Source organism: Cupriavidus sp. H19C3 (genome assembly GCF_049393815.1).
Classification (GTDB): Bacteria; Pseudomonadota; Gammaproteobacteria; order Burkholderiales; family Burkholderiaceae; genus Cupriavidus.
Map to the genome: position 1 here is coordinate 2,162,406 of NZ_CP184986.1, position 19,741 is coordinate 2,182,146.

Here is a 19,741-nt window from a genome sequence, read left to right on the forward strand (position 1 = left end):
CGGCGCCCCCCACCTTCGCCTACGCCACCGGCGCAGGACATCACGCCAGAATGCATCATGCCCCGACCTTCCCCGGGGCCTGCGCCGGCTGCCGCAATGCAGCCATTGACGGGAGTTTTTCCATGTTGATGCGAGACGTGATTCCTCAAGTTCTTAACCGCGGCACCGCCTTGCTCGGGCAGGAGGTCCTGGACACTTCCCCGCAAAAAACCTTTCACCATGCCATCGATATCTATCTCAAGGACTCCAATGCTTTCATGAATACCTACTTCGCGAGGTATTTCGAGTGGCAGGGTATCTGCCGCGAGCGCTGGTTCCATGAATGCATCCATGGCAACCTGCTGGCGGCGGGCGGCGTGTTCGTGACCAAGCGCGCGCACCAGGAATACGTAGAGGAAACCTTCCCGTTCCAGCGGGTCGACTGCTACCTCAACACGTTCCAGGTGCGGCAATGCTCGGCTTACCTGCTGTTCCGCTTCAGCGTGGAAGGTCGCCCTGTGTCCCTGGGCTACCAGCAGATCGTCTTTGCGGGCAAGGACAAGCGGATTACCCGCTTTCCGCGCGAGATCATCGAGCGGGTCAAGGAATACGAGCTGATCCTGCCGCCGTTTGCCAACTGAGCTGACGCGGGCCACGTGACCGCATTGGCATCGCCCGCGATGCCATCGTAGCCGTTGCCGCCGGCTGTCTCAGCCGGCGGCGCGGGTGCGGAAGCGCTCGTCCGGATGATCGCCCAGCGGCCGGAAGCGCGGCAGGCGGAGCGTGAAAGTGGTATGCACGCCGACGCGCGATTCGCATTCGATGCGCCCGCCGAACGCCTCCACCACGCGCCGGCAGAACGCCAGGCCCAGGCCGTTGCCGCGCCCATGCGCCTTGGTCGAGAAAAACGGCTCGAAAATGCGCGGCAGCACGTTGGCCGGAATGCCCGGCCCGGTATCGCGAAAGCGCAGCAGGTAATAGCTGCCTTCCATGCCGCCCTCGATCTCGATTTCGCCCGAGCCATGCTGGCGAATCGCATAGAGGCCATTCTTCAGCAGGTTGAACAGCACGTACACCAGCAACGTATCGGAGCCGACGAAGCGCCAGCCCGGGTCGACGCCCTGCACGCGCACGCGTTCACGCTCCTCGGGCTGGAACGGATAGCGTTCGAGCGCCGCCTCGATGCAGCTGGCCAGCCCGTACGGGGCGAAGGTACTGCGGTCCAGCCGCTCCAGCGTGACCGACGCCAGCGCCATGTCGATCACCGTACTGGTGCCATCGACCTCGCGCGTAATCCCGCTCATCACATGGCACATGCGCTCGATCTGCTCCGGCCGCAGGCGGTCCTCCACCAGCCCATGCTCGACGGCGAGCCGGTAGCCCTGCAGCACCTGCGGCCACATGCGCGCCATCTCCTGCACCTGCATGCGGATGGTCGCCAGCGGCGTACGCACCTCATGCGCCACCGTGGCCGCCAGCGAATAGGGATGCATGAGGTCGTAGCGCACCACGCTGAGCGCAAGAATGCCCAGGCTCAGCGCAATGAAGATGGCGCCCGGGGGATAGAAGGCCAGGCCATAGTTGACGCCGTAGTCGACCGCCGCCAGCGAGTACAGGCCCAGCGCGACCAGGCACAGGTTGAAGCGGCGCCGGCGCTCGGCGGTGGCATTCCTGCGCGCCTTGACCAGCAGCCATGCACAGCGCAGCGCGAGCACCATGGTCTGCGCCACGTGGAGCGGATGCAGCGGCCCGGCCTTGGGATAATCGCCGAAGAACAGCGTGTAGTAGCCCGATACCACCTGATGCGTGGTCAGCAGCACCACGGCGAGAATCAGGCTCAGCCCGTACGAGGCCAGCAGGGTCGGCCGCTCGCTACGGCATTCGGTCGCCTCGCAGATGAAGTGATAGAACGTGGTGGGCAGGAAGATGATGAACAGGTAGCCCACCTTGGCCAGCAGCATGGCGACGTCGGGATGCTCGACCTGGAACAGGAAGGCCCAGGTCCCCTGCCAGGCAAACGTGGTGGCGCATAGCAGGAAGAACGACGTGGAGACGCGCGTGACGCCCTGGGTCACCAGCACATAGAGGCCGTAACCGAGAAAGATCGACGAAACGAAGGCGGGCAGGATCGCGTACATGCCAGCCGCGCACCTGCTGGATGCGCGACGGAGTCGAGGAGCCGCCATGGTACGACCCCGGTGTTGTCGCCCGTACTAAATTCGACTGTAGTCAGGTCTAATTAATGCTTAATTCGTCACGCACAGGCGTGAATTTGCGCCGTGGCATGCACAAACCGGGTGCCAATGGGGCAGGACGCCGCCGCCGGCGCGCCCGCCTCCCTACTACAGACGGGTGCCGGGACGGCGCAAGAATGCAACGACGGGGCCGTAAGCCCCGTCGTTGGCCGATGCGTTCGTCCGCGCATCGTAAGTTGGCACCATAAGTTGGCGCCGCGCGCTTCCCTTACCAGCGCGTGTCGCGTTCCCAGGCCTGCATTTCTTCCTCGACGCGCTCCTTGGTGTAGCCGTAGCGCTCCTGGATGCGGCCCGCCAGCTGGTCGCGCTTGCCGTTGATGACGGTCATGTCGTCGTCAGTCAGCTTGCCCCATTTTTCCTTGATCTTGCCCTTGGCCTGATCCCACTTGCCTTCCATCTGGTCCCAATTCATGTTCAGCTCCTTGCTGTCGTGCTATAGGGTGGTTGACGCAATCGTCGTGAATCGCGCCCGGGTTAGCGCGCGTACTTGGCCTTCACATTGGCCTGGCACTTGTCCTTGGCATCGCCCGACATCGCGTCGCACTTTTCCTTGTCGGCCTTGTAGGCGGCGTCGCTGGTGTCCTTGCGCGCGTCGGCGCGAGCCTCGGCTACGTCGGTGCTGGTACCGGTGGCGGCGGCCTTGTCGACCTTGGCGGCGCCCAGGGCCTGCTCATGCGCGGCCTTGGCCTGCTTTACGCAGACGTCCTTGTCGTTACCCTTCTTGTCGTCGCACATTTCCTTGGCGACGTCGTAGTCGCGGTCGGCCTTGGTCTTCAGGGCCTTGGCGTGCGCCTTTTCGGTGCCGTCGCGGCGCGCTTCGGCGTTGGCCTTGGCCACGTCGCGGTCACGCTTGGCTTCCGCCTGGCAGACGTCCTTGGCGTTGTCCTTCATGGCATCGCACTTGGTGCGCGCGGTCTTGTAGTCGGCGTCGGCCTGCTTGGTCGCAGCGTCGTAGTCGGCTTTGGAGCCTGCCTGTGCGTACGCCACGCCGACCGGGGCCGCCACCATCATCGAACATACTGCTGCCGTGAGCCACTTCTTCATCATGTCGTGCTCCTTCTCTAGTGTGGATATTGTCGGGGTCGCGACGCGGCGTTTCGGGCGCCCTGCTGCCGTGACCACACCGTACCTGAAGGTTATGTTTTGGCCGGTTGACGAAGCAGAAGCCCCCTTCCGAAATACACGTAAGACAATTCCCACACCTATGGGGGGACACTTCGGGGCGACACTTCGGGGGAACGTGGGGCGTACTTCGTGGGGCCCACGGAGCGCCGCGCCACCCCGCCGTTCCCGACGCTTGTGATGGCGGCGGCGCTCCGGCAAAATTTTCTACGGCCCGCGGGAATAAGCCGGCGCGCCGTTCGTCTTCCATGCAGTAGACCGACCTGCGAGCGATGGTGAGCCGATATGAGCAAGGAATTTACCGATGACGACCTGCGTGAGGTCATCCCGCGACTGCGCCGCTTTGCGCTGTCCCTCACGCGCAACGAGTCCAGCGCCGACGACCTCGTGCAGACCTGCCTCGAGCGCGCGCTGTCGCGGCGCGAGACGCGCTGGGACGGCGGCGACCTGCGCGCATGGCTGTTCTCCATCCTCTATCGCGTTTTCCTCGACGGCCAGCGCCGCGCCAAGCGCTATGCCGGCCTGCTCTCGCTGTTTGGCGTGGGCGACGACGAGGACATGGCGCCATCGACCGAAGATGTCGTGATGGCCCGCTCCGCGCTCGACGGCTTCAACCGCCTGCCGGTCGAGCAACGCGCGCTGCTGCTGCTGATTTCCGTGGAAGGACTCAGCTACCAGGAAGCCGCCGATACCCTCGCGGTGCCCATTGGCACCGTGATGTCGCGGGTATCGCGCGCCCGCAAGGCCCTCCGCGATCTGACCGAAGGCCAGGTCGTCCAACCCTCCCTGCAGGTTCTGAAATGAACGCCCTGATGCCCACCGAACCCGAACTGCACGCCTATGTGGATGGCGAGCTCGACGAGACGCGGCGCAGCCAGATCGAGTCACTGCTCGCCGGCCACCCGGATCTTGCCCGCCAGGTGGAGCAGATCCGGCACGAATCGCAACGCCTGCGCGCCAGCCTGGAGCCGCCGCCGGCCGACACGCCGGCTCGGCTCGACCCCTTCCGCATTCGTCGCAACCTGCGCGATCGCTCGCGCCAGCACATGGCGATGGCCGCGTCCGTGATGATGGCGCTGGTGATCGGCGGCCTTGGCGGCTGGCAGTCGCGCGAATACGCGATGCGCCAGTCGTACCTGCCGATGGCGGACGCGGTGCAGGCCTATCGCCTGTTCGCGGTCAGCGACACCACACCCGTAGTCGATGTCAAAGCCAATGACCCGCGCGATATCCAGGCCTGGCTCAACCGGCATTTCGTGCAGCCCGCCCCGCTGCCCGACTTCACCGAGTACGGCTTCAAACCCGTGAGCGGGCGGCTGATGTCGTCCGAGCAGGGCACCGCCGCGATGGTCCTGTACCAGAATGCACAGGGCCAGGCGATCGTGTACTACGTGCGTCCGCCCGGCGACCTGCTCCACTTCGACAACGGCAATCGCAAGGAAGGCAATCTGCTGACGCAATACTGGCGGCAGGGGCGCTACTTCTACGCCGTGGTCAGCCCCACCGATACGCCGACCACCGCGCCATTGCAGCGGGCGATCGAACCCACGCGCAGCTAAGCCTGCGCGGCGCGCGCCCTCCCGCACGGGAGGGCGCGCCGCACGGCTACATGCTCGCCGTCGCGTCGTACACCACGTTGACGGGCGACGGGCCGAACGAGCCGTTCGGCACCACCCCCGCCTGATTGACGCCCGGCTTGCTCCAGTCGCAGACCCCGTTGGGGAAGATCTGCTGCAGCCGCGTCATTTCCGCACCGGTGAACATGACCGTGTAGTCGGTGGCGGCAATCGGCTTGAGCGTGCACTTGATGATGTTGGCCGCCACCGGCCCGCCGGCCGCGATGCGCGGTGCGGTCCAGGACGGGAACAGGCCGTTGCAGGTGGTATTGGCGATCGGGCTCAGCGTCTGCGTCTCGTTGATGAACGTGGATGCGTCGCTCCAGCAGCCATCGACGGCATTGGCCGGCTTGTACGTGACCACCTTGTCCTTCTGCGCCGTGGTGGTCTTGTCCGCCTTGTATGCGGCCACCCAGGTGATGAAGGTGTTCCAGGCCGTGTCCGCGGGCACCGGATTGCCGCGCCACATCACGTGGTTGCGGCTATCGCCGTTGGCCTGCACCATGCGTTCGCGCACCGCGAAGTGGAACCACTGGTAGTGGTACCCCGAGTCATCGTTGTAGATGCCCGTGACGTCGAACACCGGAATGCTGGCCAGCCCGCCATTGGTGCCGAGCTGCAGTCCGCTCTGCTGCGCGCGCAGGATGGCACCGGGGTCGCCCACGCTACGTGTGGGTACGTAGTTGGCGTCCTGGTCGTAGCCGCCGATCTGCGCGTTGAGGTCGAGGAACTGCGTGGTCGAGATCGCGCCCGCGTTGAGCGCCGCCAGCCCGTACTGCACGCCGGTGTTGTCGAACGGCCGCAGTGCAAATCCGGTGGCCGGATCCGCACCGTAGACGTTCTTCGCCGCATCGTAGACCGTGCCACGGATGCCACGCGGGTTGTTGACGGGGTCGTAGCGCAGCGACACCGGCACGATCGCATTGAACGGAGCCGACACATAGCCGGCATAGTCGACGCGATTCGGCACCGGGTCGGTGCGGCCGGCCTGGTTGGCGGCATCCTCGAACGCCTTGCGGCTCTTGTAGCCGGTCACTGCGGCAATCTGCGCATCGCTCAACGCCCCTGGATTGAGCGTGATGTAGTGCGTGATCAGATGCCCGTCCGAGCCCGAGAAGGCAATCGAGAGCGGATCGGGGAATGTGCACAGCAGCATCACGCCATCGAACAGGCCAGGCATGCGGTCGGCTGGCTGGGCACTGCCGTAGGAGCCGCCCGAGCAGCCCGCGCTCACGGTGAAGTCGGGCACGCCAAAGCGCTCGATGGTGGCTTCCTTCGACATCATCGCCGCCTCGCTCGCCAGCACTGCGTTGCAGTTGTTGGACGCATGCTGCAACGTATTGGCGAACATCGCATAACCTTCGCCGAGGCGCTGCAGGTTGAGCAGACTGAAGTCGAAGCCCGCGCTCTGCAGATTGCCCTGCGCGCCGCCCTGGACATACCAGCCGCCAGGGCAGCCAAAGCCTTCGATGGCGATCATGCGCCGGTTCCAGGCCTTGGGTGGCTTCATCGGCGTGGGCGCGCTCTCGGTGGTGGGATCGTGCAGCACCGCGTTCTGGTAGATGCCGCGGTCGACGGTCCCCGTCTCCACGCGCACGATGAACGGCACCTGCGTCCCGGCCAGCGTGGTGGCCGTGGCGACATCCGCGGGACGCGTGGTGAGGTCGGTCATCGGTTTGAGTTGGCCGTCGGTGGTCGACTGGTAGAGATAGTTGACACGCGTCGCCGCCGAACAGTTTTCATCGAGCGGCGCGCCGAGCGTGGAGCCGTCCGGCAGCACGAATGTGCTGGTCTGGCAGATGAACGGCGTTTGCCACGGGCCCGAGATGACCGGGCCCGTGATCGGATAGTTGGTCATGGTGATGGTGGACGAGGCCTTGCCCACGCGCGCGACCACGCTGTTGACGCCGTTGGTCAGGCCCGTCAGCACCGCCTGGCGATGCGAGCTGTCGGTGGCACTGGGCTGGAATTGCGCGGTCACGTCATTGCCATTGAGCGTGATCTGCAGCGGCCGCTTGTCGGTGACGCCTACCGGCACACTCACATCGACGAGCGCGGTGCCGCCGGTCACATAGTCGGGTTGCGACGAAAGCAGCTGGACCGTGGGCGCTACGCCCGGATCGTCATCGCCACCTCCGCCGCAGGACGCAAGGCCGATGACCAGGGTGCCGGCGAGCAACGCGCCGAACCATTGCCGTAACGATTTCATGGGAGTCTCCGTGTGTCGTTGTTGGTCTAAGGCAGTCGCGTTGAGCGACTGCAAGGCCAGCTTAGATGGCGGAGAAGCGCTTTACCAAAAGGTTGAAATAAGCGCCATGACGCGTGACGTCGACGCGTTGGCATACATTTGCGCGCGTGTAAGAAGCGCAAGATCCGCGGCACGGGACCATGTAGTTGCGGGTATCACGTGCAAGAACGCGCTGCGCGATTTACAAGCGCGGGAAGACCTGCAGCGCGTCAGTCGGCGAGCGCGGCGTCGACCATGGCACCCGCGAGGCCCACCACGAGTGCGAGGGCCGACGCGATAAACCACTGGACCGTCTTGCGGTATTCCTCGACGGCATCGTCCTCGATACGCAACGCGCGAAACAGCGAGACGATCTCCAGTACCACGGCCACCAGCAGGCACACGCCAGCGAACATCGCGCGCGCATTCCATCGTCCCGACGCCTCCAGGCCCCAGAACTGCCAGAACGCCAGCGAGAACCCCAGCAGTACCGTGATGGCGGTGATGAGACCCTGGCGAAAGCCGGCCGGCACGCTTTGGCATGTCGGCAGCGATGACGCGGGGGGCGCGGGGGGCGCGGAGGACGACGAGGATGAAGACGGTGAGGACTGAGGGGCGGCGGGCTCGGTCATGATGTCGTCTCGGGCAGGAGGGCGGCGCGTCGAGTATAGGATGTCTCGAAGGTATCGGATGTACCTCCCCCGGATGTACCTCCCCCGAACTAGCCCGTGGCCGCTCGCACGCAGGCAATCGCGTGTGTCCAGGCGGGATGTCCCGACCCCAGGGCCGCTTCCACGCAAGTCCGGCTAGCGTCCGTCGAAGCGGCGGTCGAGCCCGCGGGTGCGGAATGCCTCCACGATAAAGTCGACAAACACGCGTGTGCGGGCGGGCAGCAGCGTCTTGTTGGGAAAGTAGAGGACCACGGGCGGATTGTCGGCAAACCAGCCGGGCAACAGCCGTTGCAGCGCGCCGCTTTCGAGCCAGCGCACCGCATGCGGCATCGGCAGCAGCGCCACGCCCAGCCCTTGCATGGCGGCATAGGCCATGGCCTCGGGGTCATCGAGTATCACGCGTGCGCGCTGTTCGACGAAGACTTCCTCGCCGGTCTGGTTGCGCAGTGTCCAGGCGCGCACGCGGCCGGTGGACGCCGAGCGCCGCACGATGCCATCGCATGCCGCCAGCTCCGACGGGTGACGCGGCACGCGCCGTCCCTTCAGATAGTCGGGCGCGGCCACCGCCACCACGTGCGTATGCGCAAGCTCGCGCGCGACGATACCTTCGGTCAGTTCGATGCCGCCACCGATGGCCGCATCGAAGCCTTCCGCGATCAGGTCGACGGCACGGTTCTGGAACTGCCAGTCCGGCACGATGGCCGGATAGCGCGCCAGAAAGTCGCCGAGCAACGGCAGCAGGTATTCGCGCCCGAACGCGAGCGCCATGCCGACCTTGAGCACGCCGGCGGGACTGCCCGCCTCCTGCGCCGCGCCGGCAAACGCGTCGCGCAGCGTGGCATAGGGGTCCGAGACCTGGCGGAAGAATCGTTCGCCGCCCTGGGTCAGGGTCAACCGGCGCGTGCTGCGCTGGAACAGCCGCAGGCCGAGGTGCGACTCCAGCCGCGCCACATTCTTGCTGACCGCGGCCGGGGTAATGCCCAGGCGGCGCGCAGCGGCGGAAAAACTGCCGGTATCGACACTCTGGACGAACGATTCGAGCAGATTGAGGGCTTCCATGCCCGTAGCTTATACCAGCGGTTGAAGAAGTTGATCGCAACTCATGCCTACCGGTAGGGGAATCAGTCGTCCATACTGGGTTCACTTTCAACGATTTGCACGGGAGTTATCCAAATGAACACCTCTTTGTCCGGCAAGGTTGCCTTCGTTACCGGTGGTTCGCGCGGCATTGGCGCGGCCGTGGTCCGCCGCCTGGCGCAAGCCGGCGCCACCGTCGCCTTTACCTACCAGCAATCGGCGGCCGGCGCCCAGGCGCTGGTCGACGCCATCCAGGCCGAGGGCGGCCGCGTGCAAGCCTTCCAGGCCGACGCCGCCGATGCGGCTGCGGTGACGCGAGCCATCGACGACGCCGCGCACACCTTCGGCAAGATCGACATCCTCGTCAACAACGCCGGCGTGCTGCTGCTCGGCCCGGTGGCCGAATTCTCGCTGGACGACTTCGACAAGACGCTCGCGGTCAACGTGCGCGCGGTGTTCGTGGCCGCCAAGGCAGCGTTGCCTTACATGGGCGAGGGCGGGCGCATCATCAATATCGGCAGCACCAACGCGGACCGCATGCCGTTTGCCGGTGGCAGCGCCTATGCCATGAGCAAGTCCGCGCTCAAGGGGCTGGTGCAGGGCATGTCGCGCGACCTCGGCCCGCGCGGCATCACGGTCAACAACGTGCAGCCCGGTCCGGTCGATACCGACATGAACCCGCAGGGCAGCGACTTTGCCACCTCGCTGCATGGCCTGATGGCGCTGCCGCGTCATGGCCGCCCCGAGGAAATCGCGGGCATGGTGGCGTACCTCGCCAGCCCGGAAGCCGGTTTCGTGACCGGCGCCAGCCTCAATATCGACGGTGGCTTTGCCGCCTGAGAGAGAGAGAAGGACGCGCGTCGCACGGCGCGCGTCTACGATCGCTACGATCTGTCCACGGCCCTCATCAGACGCGCGAAATCCTCGGGACACTCGGTCCGCAAGAGCTCGATGGCTGCTTTCAATTCATCGTATCGATGTGCCCGAGCCGTCTTCTTGATCTGGTTGATCTCGCCGGCCAACTGGAGAAACGAGGTCAGGGCAGCGTTGTTGTCGCGCACTTCCGGCGGCTGCGCACCAACCAGAAATACCAGCGCATCCATGATGCGTCCGAGCTGACGGCCGTAGCTGTTTTGCGCCAGGATACGGCGCTCCATGGCCGGATCGCGCGAATTGTCTTCCGAGACAAAATAGGTATTGCCGACGTTCCAGCCTGGCAGGATGGGTTGTGTGAGCCGTTCCGGAACAAAGAACCGCGCATAGCCGTTCATCATGTCCCGCGCGGAAGTCGACCACGCGTTGAACAGGCCGGCCAGAGGATCTTCGTGGGAGTTCGGCATGGTGCGCTCCTGAGCGTGTGGATCACAATATAGGACAGGTTCGCGTACGGCAGGAAAACGGGCGGGGTGGGGCCTTGCATGCGGCACTTCGACGTTGTTTTTGCCGCGTCAGAAAAAAACCCCGCGCGTATCGCTACGCGCGGGGTTTTCAGTACTGCTGGTGCGGCGAAGAACTTACGCCGTCACCGTGTCCGCCACTTCCTTGAAGTCCTCGATCTTGTCGAAGTTCATGTACTGGTAGATCTTGTCGCCATTGGCGTTGATCACGCCGATGTCGGACATGTACTCTTCCTTGGTCGGGATACGGCCAAGGCGCGAGCAGATCGCGGCCAGCTCGGCGGAGCCGAGGTACACATTGGTGTTCTTGCCCAGACGGTTCGGGAAGTTACGCGTGCTGGTCGACATTACCGTCGCGCCTTCGCGCACCTGTGCCTGGTTACCCATGCACAGCGAGCAGCCCGGCGATTCGGTACGCGCGCCGGCAGAACCGAACACGCCATAGTGGCCTTCCTCGGTCAGCTGCTTCTGATCCATCTTGGTCGGCGGTGCCACCCACAGCTTGACCGGAATGTCGCGCTTGCCCTCGAGCAGCTTCGACGCGGCACGGAAGTGGCCGATGTTCGTCATGCAGCTGCCGATAAACACTTCGTCGATCTTGGCGCCAGCCACGTCGGACAACGTCTTCACGTCGTCCGGGTCGTTCGGGCAGGCCACGATGGGCTCATGGATCTCGGCCAGGTCGATATCGATCACCGCGGCGTACTCGGCGTCGGCATCCGGCGCCAGCAGTTGCGGATCGGCCAGCCATGCTTCCATGGCATGGATACGGCGCTGCAGGCTGCGCGCATCCTGGTAGCCCTGGGCGATCATCCACTTCAGCAGCGTGATGTTGCTGTTGATGTATTCGATGATCGGTTCCTTGTTCAGGCGCACCGTGCAGCCGGCGGCGGAGCGCTCGGCGGAGGCGTCGGACAGCTCGAACGCCTGCTCCACCTTCAGTTCGGGCAGACCTTCGATTTCGAGAATGCGGCCCGAGAAGATGTTCTTCTTGCCCTGCTTGGCCACCGTCAGCATGCCCTGCTTGATGGCGTAGAGCGGAATCGCATTGACCAGGTCACGCAGCGTGACGCCCGGCTGCATCTTGCCCTTGAAGCGCACCAGCACCGATTCCGGCATGTCCAGCGGCATCACACCGGTGGCGGCGGCAAACGCCACCAGGCCAGAGCCGGCCGGGAAGCTGATGCCGATCGGGAAGCGGGTGTGCGAGTCGCCGCCGGTGCCGACGGTGTCGGGCAGCAGCATGCGGTTCAGCCAGGAGTGGATCACGCCGTCGCCGGGACGCAGCGAGATGCCGCCGCGGTTGCTCATGAACGCGGGCAGCGTCTGGTGCGTCTTCACGTCCACGGGCTTCGGATAGGCCGAGGTGTGGCAGAACGACTGCATCACGAGGTCCGCCGAGAAGCCCAGGCAGGCCAGGTCCTTCAGCTCGTCGCGCGTCATCGGACCGGTGGTGTCCTGCGAACCCACCGAAGTCATCTTCGGCTCGCAGTAGGTGCCCGGACGCACACCCTTGCCCTCGGGCAGGCCGACCGCGCGACCCACCATCTTCTGCGCCAGCGTGAAGCCCTTGCCGGTATCCACCGGGTTCTGCGGCAGGCGGAACAGCGTCGACGGAGGCAGGCCCAGGGCTTCGCGCGCCTTGCCGGTCAGGCCGCGGCCGATGATCAGCGGAATGCGGCCGCCGGCGCGCACTTCGTCGAACAGCACGTCGGACTTGACCTTGAACTCGGCGATCACTTCACCGTTCTTCAGCGCCTTGCCTTCGTACGGGCGCAGCTCGATCACGTCGCCCATGTCCATCTTCGACACGTCGAGTTCGATCGGCAGCGCGCCGGCATCTTCCATCGTGTTGTAGAAGATCGGGGCGATCTTGCTGCCCAGGCACACGCCGCCAAAGCGCTTGTTCGGCACGAACGGAATGTCTTCGCCGGTGAACCACAGCACCGAGTTGGTGGCCGACTTGCGGCTGGAACCGGTACCGACCACGTCGCCGACGTAGGCCACCAGGTTGCCCTTGCGCTTCAGGTCCTCGATGAACTTGACCGGGCCGCGCTTGCCGTCCTCTTCGGGCGTGATGCCGGGGCGCGCGTTCTTGAGCATGGCCAGCGCATGCAGCGGAATGTCGGGGCGCGAGAACGCGTCCGGTGCCGGCGACAGGTCGTCGGTGTTGGTTTCGCCGGTCACCTTGAACACGGTGATGGTCAGGCTTTGCGGCACTTCCGGACGGCTCGTGAACCACTCGCCCTCGGCCCAGCTCTTCATCACGGCGATGGCATTGGCGTTGCCCTTGTCGGCCTTCTCCTTGACGTCGTGGAAGGCATCGAACATCAGCAGCGTGGTCTTGAGGCCGTTGGCGGCCACGGTGCCCACTTCGGCGTCGTCGAGCAGGTCGATCAGCGGCGAGATGTTGTAGCCGCCGAGCATCGTGCCCAGCAGTTCGGTGGCGCGCGCACGCGAGATCAGCGGCGTCTTCTCGTTGCCGAGGGCCACGGCGGCCAGGTACGAGGCCTTGACCTTGGCGGCGTCGTCCACGCCGGCGGGCACGCGGTAGGTGATCAGGTCCAGCAGGGTCTGCGCTTCGCCAGCCGGCGGATTCTTGATCAGTTCGATCAGGTCGGCGGTCTGCTTCGCGGTCAGCGGAAGCGGAGGAATGCCAAGCGCGGCGCGTTCGGCAACATGGGCGCGATAGGTATCAAGCATGGGAACCTGCTGGTAATAGGGTTTCGGTTACTTCTGGTTGTGGTGCACGGCGCTCGGTCTCTGCGAGGCCGCCGACAGGCCGTCAACAAATAGGCCGGCCGTGGCGACGTGATTGTAATCCGAAGTCGGTCCGAGATCAAATGTCTTATATCTTATATAAGAGTAAAGACCGCTAGCCCTTGTCCTGCCTCAGGTAAAGTGCGCAATACACATGGATATGGTCGCTCGCCACTCCCAGGCGCAGCACCGTGCCGGCCGGCCAGCGCGGATGCCAGTGGCGTGTCAGCACGAGTTCGAGCCAGCCCTGGCCACACGCGTGCAGGCGTGCCGCATCGAAACCGAAGTAATGACGTACTTCCGGATAGAGCGCTTTGTAGAGCGCCTCCTTTGCCGAGAACAGCAAGGTCAGCGCGGCCGCCGGCGTGAGCGCGGCAACTGCCGCCACCCGCGCCACGTCTTCCGGCAACGCAATGGCATCGGCGAGGCGGGCCGCGCGCGCGGGCTCGATCCATGGCTCGACGTCGATACCGAGCGCCGCGCACAGCGTGGTGGGGGCCACCACGGCGACGGCCATGCCGTCGGTATGGCTGATGCTGCCGGTCCATCCGGCCGGCCATGCGGGCAGGTCGTCCTCGCCGGTACCGACGATCACCTCCGGGGTCGCCACGCCCGCGGCTGCGGCACCTGCCGCCAGCGCCTGACTGGCGCAATGCCGCCCGGCCAGGAACTGCGTGCGCCGGCGCGGCGCGGCGCTGGCCAGATGCGCGGGCAAGGGGCCGCCGCGCAGCACGCGGGCGGCCTCTTCGGGACTGGCCGGCGGCACGCAGCGACTGAGCGCGGCACCGGACGGCAAGCCGAGTGCCACGGCAAGCGTATGATTGCTTTGGATCACTTTTTGCGCCACGAATGGGAACGGAGGTCCACCTGAAGTCGTCTCTTTGTTGTATTCACGATACGTGCATCTTAAGTTCCGCGCCGCCAATTCGTTAACCAGCATGCAGGCGCACTCGGTATGCACAAGCCAGCGGCCCTGCCATGCCCGTCCAGCTCAAACGGCCAAGCTGAGCGGGTTTCCCCCTTTTTATCGGCCCTTTGCTTGCCTGCGATTCCGGAAGAATGGCAGGCATTCCGACACAGGCTTCTCATGGCGAACACGCTTTCCCCCTCCCAGACTGGCGGCAATTCCGGCAAGCGCGGCCGGCTGCTGCTGATTGGCGGCGGCGTGCTGGTGGCAGCTCTGGGCGTTGGCGGCTTCGTGCTTGGCAGCGTCTTCGGCGGCAATCATGCACCGGCGGCTCCGGCCGCACCGGTGGTTCCTCCGCCGATCTTCGTGCCGCTGGATGCGTTTACCGTCAACCTCAAGAGCGAGGATGGCGACCGCTTCCTGCACACCGGTCTGTCGCTGAAGGTGGCGGACAGCGATACGCAGGCGCGTCTGGCCCAGTACCAGCCGGAGGCGCGCAGCCGCATCCTGCTGATCCTGTCGGCACGGCAGCCGGGCGACCTCGCGACCGTGGAAGGCAAGCGCAAGCTCGCGCAGGACATCCAGCAGGCCGTGAGCCAGCCGTTTGCCACCGGGCTGCCGCCGCAGAAGATCCTGGATGTCTTGTTTACATCGTTCGTGGTGCAGTAAGCCGCAGCACCGCCCCACGAACCAGAGCAATCCGATATGAAACTGTCCGACTTCCGTTCCTGCCGCCGCCGCTCCTGCCGCGCCGGCTGATCCGGGAACCGGACAACTTCATCCACATAGCCGTTCATGGGGCAGGACACTAGATGGCCTACGACAAGTTCCTCTCGCAGGACGAGGTAGACGAACTACTGAAAGGCGTATCGGGCGACTCCGATGCGCCCGAAGCGAGCGCACCCGTTGCCGACGAGACCGGGATACGTCCCTACAACCTCGCGACGCAGGAACGCATCGTTCGCGGCCGGCTGCATACGCTCGAGATCATCAACGAGCGTTTTGCGCGCGCGCTGCGCACCGCGCTGTTCAACTTCATCCGCCGCGGCGCCGACATCTCGGTCGGCTCCGTGCGCATCGAGAAGTACGGCGACTTCGTGCGCAACCTGCCGGTGCCGACCAACCTGAACCTGGTCCACATGAAGCCGCTGCGGGGTACCGCGCTGTTCGTGTACGACCCGAACCTGGTCTTCCTGGTCGTCGACAACCTGTTCGGCGGCGACGGCCGCTTCCACACCCGCGTGGAAGGCCGCGACTTTACCCAGACCGAGCAACGCATCATCCGCCGCATGCTCGACCTCACGCTCAACAGCTACGGTCAGGCCTGGCGCACGGTGCATCCGATCGACCTCGAGTTCGTCCGGTCGGAAATGCATACCAAGTTCGCCAACATCGCGATCCCCACCGAGATCGTGGTGACCACCGCGTTCCATATCGAACTGGGCGCCGTCGGCGGTCAGCTGCATGTGTGCTTCCCGTACTCGATGATCGAGCCGGTGCGCGATCTGCTGACCAACCCGCTACAGGACGAGGTGGAAGTGGACAAGCGCTGGCTGGGCCAGCTCTCCGACCAGCTGCGTGCCGCCGAGGTCGAGCTGGTCGCCGAATTCGCGCATCTGCAGAGCACCGTGGGCGATGTCCTTGCCTTGCGTGCCGGCGATGTGCTGCCGATCGAACTGCCGGAACACGTCTTCGGCAAGGTCGACGGCGTTCCGGTCATGCAATGCAACTTTGGCACGATGAACGGCCAGTATGCGTTGCGCGTAGAACGGATGATCAATTACCAAGACACCGATTCCAACAAGGAAACCGATCATGACTGACGGCAAAGAGGACAAGCCGGTCGATCCGATGGACGATTGGGCCAGCGCCCTCGCGGAGCAGACCAGTGCCGAGGCAGCGCCTGCCGCCACGCCAGCACCCGCCGCGGCAGCGCCCGTGGCTACGCCTGCGGCCGCCGCGGTGTTCCCGCCGCTGGCACAGGACGCTCCGACCGGCTTCCACAACGATATCGGGATGATTCTCGATATTCCGGTGCAACTCACGGTCGAGCTCGGCCGCACCAAGGTGCCCATCAAGAACCTGCTGCAACTCGCGCAGGGTTCCGTGGTGGAGCTCGACGGCCTGGCCGGCGAGCCGATGGACGTGCTCGTCAACGGCTACCTGATTGCGCAGGGCGAAGTGGTCGTGGTGAACGACAAGTTCGGCATCCGCCTGACCGACATCATCACGCCGTCCGAACGTATCCGGAAGCTCAACAAATGACAGCCGCCTCGCGCTGGCGGCTTGCGCGGAAGCTTTGCGCGGGCGCGGCCGGCCTGGTCTGTGCCAGCGCGCGGGCCGCTGACAGTCTCGTGCTGAGCACGTCGGGCGCCGCCAGTGGCGCGGCCGGCAATACCGCCGCCACCCACACCGCGGCACCCGTGATCAGCAACGGCGCCAGCCTGGCGCAAGCCGGCCTTGGCCTGTTTGCCGTGATCGCGCTGATCCTGGCCATGGCCTGGGTCGCGCGCCGTGCCGGCCTGATGCGCCAGGGCGCCGGTGGTGCCATGAAGGTGGTCGGCAGCCTGATGCTCGGCGCGCGCCAGCGCCTGGTGATGATCGAAGTGGGCGACACCTGGATCGTACTCGGCGTGTCCGCCGGCGAGATCCGTCCGCTCCATACCATGCCCGCGCCGGCCGACCGCCCCCAGGATGGCCAGGCCACGGCCGGCCTCGGCCCGCAAGCGCCGCACACCATGTCCGGCAGCTTTGCCGAGCGGCTGCTGCGCTCGATGCAGGAAAACCTGAAGAAATGAACACCGTGCGTGCCGCCCTTGCGCGGCGCCTGCCGTCCGCGGCGTCCGGCGCCCGCGCAGCGCTCCCCCTGCTTGCCCTGGTTGCCGTGGTCGCCACCGCCCTGCTGCTGCCAGTGGCCGCCCATGCCCAGGCATTGCCGGGCGTGACCAGCAAGCCCGCGCCTGGTGGCGGCCAGATCTGGTCGCTGTCGATCCAGACGCTGGTGCTGATGACGTCGCTGTCGTTCCTGCCGGCGGCCATGCTGATGATGACCGGCTTCACGCGCATCATCATCGTGCTGGGCCTGCTGCGCAACGCGCTCGGCACCGCGTCGTCGCCGCCCAACCAGGTGCTGGTGGGCCTGTCGCTGTTCCTGACGTTCTTCGTCATGTCGCCGGTGTTCGACAAGGTCTACACCGACGCCTACAAGCCGCTCTCGGAAAACCGCATCAGCCTCGAGGAAGCCGCCACCCGGGCCGCCGCGCCGCTGCGCGCGTTCATGCTGCGCCAGACCCGCGAGAAGGACCTCGCCATGTTTGCGCAGATGGCCAAGGCGCCCGAGATGCAGGGTCCCGAGGACGTGCCGATGTCGATCCTGGTGCCGTCCTTCGTGACCAGCGAACTCAAGACCGCGTTCCAGATCGGCTTTACGATCTTTATCCCGTTCCTGATCATCGACCTCGTCGTGGCGAGCGTGCTGATGGCCATGGGCATGATGATGGTGCCGCCGGCGACCATCTCGCTACCGTTCAAGCTGATGCTGTTCGTGCTGGTCGATGGCTGGCAACTGCTGCTCGGCTCGCTCGCGCAGAGCTTCATGAACTGACCCGGAGCCCGCCATGACACCGGAAATGGTAATGACCATCGCCACCCAGGCGATGAAGATGACCCTGATGCTGGCGGCCCCGCTGCTGCTGGTGGCGCTGGCCGCGGGCCTGGTGGTGAGCCTGTTCCAGGCCGCCACCCAGATCAACGAAATGACGCTGACCTTCATCCCGAAGCTGCTCGCGTTGTTCGTCACCATGGTGCTGGTCGGCCCTTGGATGATCAACACCTACGTCGACTACATGCGCGAGGTGTTCCAGAGCATTCCCTCGCTCGCGCGCTGAGCGCACCGCCGTGCTAGACGTCACCACCGACCAGCTCTACGGCTGGATCGCCGCGTTCCTGTGGCCGATGTTCCGGCTGCTGGGCCTGCTCGGCACCGCGCCCCTGTTCAGCGAGTCGAGCATTCCGCGACGCGCCAAGATCGGGCTCGCGGCGGCGCTGGCGGCGGTGGTATCGCCCACCATCCAGAGCCTGCCGACCGCGCCGGTCTATTCGTATGCGGGACTGCTGGTCGTGCTCAACGAAGTCGGCATCGGCATCGCCATGGGCTTTACCATGCGGCTGGTGTTCGCCGCCGTGCAAACCGCCGGCGAAGTCATCGGCCTGCAGATGGGCCTGTCGTTCGCCGCGTTCTACGATCGCAATGCCGGCGGCCAGACCATGGTGCTGTCGCGCTTTCTGAACCTCGTGGCGATGCTGATGTTCCTCGCCATGGACGGCCACCTCACCATGCTCGCCACGCTGGTCGACAGCTTCAACGCGCTGCCGATCGCCACCACGCCGCTGTCCGGACATGGCTGGGGCGCGGTCGCGCGGGCCGGTGCGATGGTGTTCTGGGCAGGCACGCTGCTGTCGTTGCCGATGATCGCCACACTGCTGACCCTGAACCTGTCGATGGGTATTCTCAACCGCGCCTCGCCCCAGTTGTCGATCTTCGCGGTGGGCTTTCCGGTCACGCTGGGCGGCGGCATGCTGGTGATGATGCTGGTCATGCCGCAGATGGGCGCCTATATGCAGCACCTGGTCGAGGCCGGCCTGCAGGCCATGGTGAACGTCACGGGACAGTTCGCCAACTAGCGGCGCCAGCAGGGACACCGCAAGCGGCACCACGCGCGGCACCACTAACGCGCTACCCACGACACCACAGGCGACCCCTCGGCGACCCCTTGGCGACACCCCGGCGACACCCCGGCGACACCACCGGCGGCGCCGGCAACGGTGTCACCCAGGATTGACCGGCAGCGTTACTGCGCCGGCCACCGCGCCGGCAGCGCCCCGGCCTGCCGGAGCCCTTCCTGGGCAATCTCCATGCGCGCGGGGGACAGTTCCGGCCGCGTCATGTCGAGGTTCAGCGCGAACAGCCAGGTATTGCCGCCGCGCGTCACCCAGCCGACCCACCAGCCCACGTCCACCTTGGCGGACGTGGCCCAGCCCGTCTTCGCGCGCAGCGTATATTCCGGCGTCTTCTCGATGGTCAGGATGTCGTCGAGCGCATCGTAGGTGCGCGCCGACAGCGGCAGCTTGCGCTCGACCACCTCGCGCAGAAAGGCCACCTGCTGGCGCGCGGTAATCTGCAGATGCCCGTTCAGCCAGAAGCGGTCCACCGGTCCGCCGACGTCCGCGTTGCCATAGTGCGCCTGCGCCAGGTAGCGGGCATAGGTGGGCGCGCCCACGCGGCGCGCCAGCGCCTGATAGGCCGGCACGCACGAATTGCGCAATGCCACCCGGAGCGTGACCGCGCCGTTGCAGACCGCCGGCAGGATCGGCTTGCCATGATGCATCCACACCTTGCCGTCCCACGGCAGCGGGTCGGTGTCGACGTCCTTGACCGCGCCGGTTTCAAGGCCGATCAGCGAGTTGAAGATCTTGAAGGTGGACGCCGGCGAATACGCGGTATCGGCGCGCGCCGCGTTGTAGACCAGCGTGCGCCGTGCGCCCAGGTCGTAGATGACCATGGTGCCGTGCGTATGGACGGCGTCGAAGCGTGCCTGCAGATCGAGGGGCTGATCGGCCGGCACCGCGGTGCTGGCCGCAGGCGTTGCGAACGAGATCAGGGGGATGGCCGCGGTGATAACCGTCAGCAGCAAGCGTCGGGCGATGCTTTGTCGCATGAAAGGGCTCTCT

At 65.6% G+C, this 19,741-nt stretch carries 21 protein-coding genes; 11 read left to right on the forward strand and 10 right to left on the reverse strand.

Going from position 1 to position 19,741, the window contains the following annotated elements:
- Positions 1–122: 122 nt before the first annotated feature.
- Positions 123–620 (forward strand): acyl-CoA thioesterase, encoded by a 498-nt coding sequence (locus DFLDMN_RS29155; RefSeq protein ID WP_423199221.1) that lies wholly within the window; start codon positions 123–125, stop codon positions 618–620.
- Positions 621–689: 69 nt separating this feature from the next.
- Here the strand turns inward: DFLDMN_RS29155 and DFLDMN_RS29160 are convergent, their stop codons facing one another.
- From DFLDMN_RS29160 to DFLDMN_RS29170, 3 genes are all read right to left on the reverse strand, one after another.
- On the reverse strand, positions 690–2,117 hold the full coding sequence (locus tag DFLDMN_RS29160; RefSeq protein ID WP_423199222.1) for an ATP-binding protein: 1,428 nt from the start codon (positions 2,115–2,117) through the stop codon (positions 690–692).
- 325 nt (positions 2,118–2,442) lie between these two features.
- Positions 2,443–2,646 carry a CsbD family protein gene (locus DFLDMN_RS29165; RefSeq protein ID WP_423199223.1) on the reverse strand — a complete coding sequence of 68 codons (204 nt, stop codon included), beginning with the start codon at positions 2,644–2,646 and terminating at the stop codon, positions 2,443–2,445.
- A gap of 62 nt (positions 2,647–2,708) precedes the next feature.
- Positions 2,709–3,281, reverse strand: coding sequence for a hypothetical protein (locus tag DFLDMN_RS29170; protein WP_423199224.1), 573 nt, complete (start codon positions 3,279–3,281; stop codon positions 2,709–2,711).
- A 360-nt stretch (positions 3,282–3,641) separates the two neighbouring features.
- Here DFLDMN_RS29170 and DFLDMN_RS29175 point away from each other — a divergent pair, with 360 nt between their 5' ends.
- Positions 3,642–4,160 carry a sigma-70 family RNA polymerase sigma factor gene (locus tag DFLDMN_RS29175; RefSeq protein ID WP_423199225.1) on the forward strand — a complete coding sequence of 173 codons (519 nt, stop codon included), beginning with the start codon at positions 3,642–3,644 and terminating at the stop codon, positions 4,158–4,160.
- Positions 4,157–4,915: an anti-sigma factor family protein gene (locus DFLDMN_RS29180; RefSeq protein WP_423199226.1), complete on the forward strand. Its 759-nt coding sequence runs from the start codon at positions 4,157–4,159 to the stop codon at positions 4,913–4,915. Before DFLDMN_RS29175 ends, DFLDMN_RS29180 begins: the two co-directional genes overlap by 4 nt.
- Before the next feature lie 46 nt (positions 4,916–4,961).
- Here DFLDMN_RS29180 and DFLDMN_RS29185 read toward each other — a convergent pair whose 3' ends face one another.
- The 3 genes from DFLDMN_RS29185 to DFLDMN_RS29195 form a co-directional block, all read right to left on the reverse strand.
- A complete protein-coding gene (locus DFLDMN_RS29185) occupies positions 4,962–7,181 on the reverse strand; it encodes a DUF6351 family protein (RefSeq protein WP_423199227.1) in 2,220 nt (739 codons plus the stop codon).
- Between the two features lie 248 nt (positions 7,182–7,429).
- Positions 7,430–7,732 (reverse strand): hypothetical protein, encoded by a 303-nt coding sequence (locus DFLDMN_RS29190; protein WP_423199228.1) that lies wholly within the window; start codon positions 7,730–7,732, stop codon positions 7,430–7,432.
- Positions 7,733–8,005: 273 nt separating this feature from the next.
- A complete protein-coding gene (locus tag DFLDMN_RS29195; RefSeq protein WP_423199229.1) occupies positions 8,006–8,929 on the reverse strand; it encodes a LysR family transcriptional regulator in 924 nt (307 codons plus the stop codon).
- Positions 8,930–9,043: 114 nt separating this feature from the next.
- Here DFLDMN_RS29195 and DFLDMN_RS29200 point away from each other — a divergent pair, with 114 nt between their 5' ends.
- On the forward strand, positions 9,044–9,787 hold the full coding sequence (locus DFLDMN_RS29200) for an SDR family oxidoreductase (RefSeq protein WP_423199230.1): 744 nt from the start codon (positions 9,044–9,046) through the stop codon (positions 9,785–9,787).
- A gap of 44 nt (positions 9,788–9,831) precedes the next feature.
- Here DFLDMN_RS29200 and DFLDMN_RS29205 read toward each other — a convergent pair whose 3' ends face one another.
- From DFLDMN_RS29205 to DFLDMN_RS29215, 3 genes are all read right to left on the reverse strand, one after another.
- Positions 9,832–10,287, reverse strand: a complete 456-nt coding sequence (locus DFLDMN_RS29205) for a hypothetical protein (RefSeq protein ID WP_423199231.1) — start codon at positions 10,285–10,287, stop codon at positions 9,832–9,834.
- A 174-nt stretch (positions 10,288–10,461) separates the two neighbouring features.
- Positions 10,462–13,047 carry a bifunctional aconitate hydratase 2/2-methylisocitrate dehydratase gene (locus tag DFLDMN_RS29210; protein WP_423199232.1) on the reverse strand — a complete coding sequence of 862 codons (2,586 nt, stop codon included), beginning with the start codon at positions 13,045–13,047 and terminating at the stop codon, positions 10,462–10,464.
- A gap of 172 nt (positions 13,048–13,219) precedes the next feature.
- Positions 13,220–13,939 (reverse strand): 4'-phosphopantetheinyl transferase family protein, encoded by a 720-nt coding sequence (locus tag DFLDMN_RS29215; RefSeq protein WP_423199233.1) that lies wholly within the window; start codon positions 13,937–13,939, stop codon positions 13,220–13,222.
- 252 nt (positions 13,940–14,191) lie between these two features.
- On the opposite strand from DFLDMN_RS29215, the gene fliL reads away from it, so the two are divergent.
- The 7 genes from fliL to fliR all read left to right on the forward strand — a co-directional run bounded on the left by fliL (position 14,192) and on the right by fliR (position 18,694).
- Positions 14,192–14,680 carry a flagellar basal body-associated protein FliL gene (gene fliL / locus DFLDMN_RS29220; protein WP_423199234.1) on the forward strand — a complete coding sequence of 163 codons (489 nt, stop codon included), beginning with the start codon at positions 14,192–14,194 and terminating at the stop codon, positions 14,678–14,680.
- A gap of 143 nt (positions 14,681–14,823) precedes the next feature.
- Positions 14,824–15,834 (forward strand): flagellar motor switch protein FliM, encoded by a 1,011-nt coding sequence (gene fliM, locus DFLDMN_RS29225; RefSeq protein ID WP_423199235.1) that lies wholly within the window; start codon positions 14,824–14,826, stop codon positions 15,832–15,834.
- Positions 15,827–16,276: a flagellar motor switch protein FliN gene (gene fliN / locus DFLDMN_RS29230; RefSeq protein WP_423199236.1), complete on the forward strand. Its 450-nt coding sequence runs from the start codon at positions 15,827–15,829 to the stop codon at positions 16,274–16,276. The genes fliM and fliN overlap by 8 nt, the downstream gene beginning before the upstream one ends.
- The gene (gene fliO, locus DFLDMN_RS29235) at positions 16,273–16,809 is read left to right on the forward strand and encodes a flagellar biosynthetic protein FliO (protein WP_423199237.1); all 537 of its coding nucleotides are present in this window, start codon (positions 16,273–16,275) and stop codon (positions 16,807–16,809) included. Before fliN ends, fliO begins: the two co-directional genes overlap by 4 nt.
- Positions 16,806–17,615 carry a flagellar type III secretion system pore protein FliP gene (gene fliP / locus DFLDMN_RS29240; RefSeq protein ID WP_423199238.1) on the forward strand — a complete coding sequence of 270 codons (810 nt, stop codon included), beginning with the start codon at positions 16,806–16,808 and terminating at the stop codon, positions 17,613–17,615. Before fliO ends, fliP begins: the two co-directional genes overlap by 4 nt.
- Positions 17,616–17,628: 13 nt before the next feature.
- A complete protein-coding gene (gene fliQ / locus DFLDMN_RS29245; protein WP_423199239.1) occupies positions 17,629–17,898 on the forward strand; it encodes a flagellar biosynthesis protein FliQ in 270 nt (89 codons plus the stop codon).
- 10 nt (positions 17,899–17,908) lie between these two features.
- The gene (gene fliR / locus DFLDMN_RS29250; RefSeq protein WP_423199240.1) at positions 17,909–18,694 is read left to right on the forward strand and encodes a flagellar biosynthetic protein FliR; all 786 of its coding nucleotides are present in this window, start codon (positions 17,909–17,911) and stop codon (positions 18,692–18,694) included.
- Positions 18,695–18,861: 167 nt separating this feature from the next.
- On the opposite strand, the gene blaOXA is transcribed toward fliR, so the two are convergent.
- Positions 18,862–19,728 (reverse strand): OXA-1206 family carbapenem-hydrolyzing class D beta-lactamase, encoded by an 867-nt coding sequence (blaOXA, locus tag DFLDMN_RS29255; protein ID WP_423199241.1) that lies wholly within the window; start codon positions 19,726–19,728, stop codon positions 18,862–18,864.
- Between the last annotated feature and the right edge of the window lie 13 nt (positions 19,729–19,741).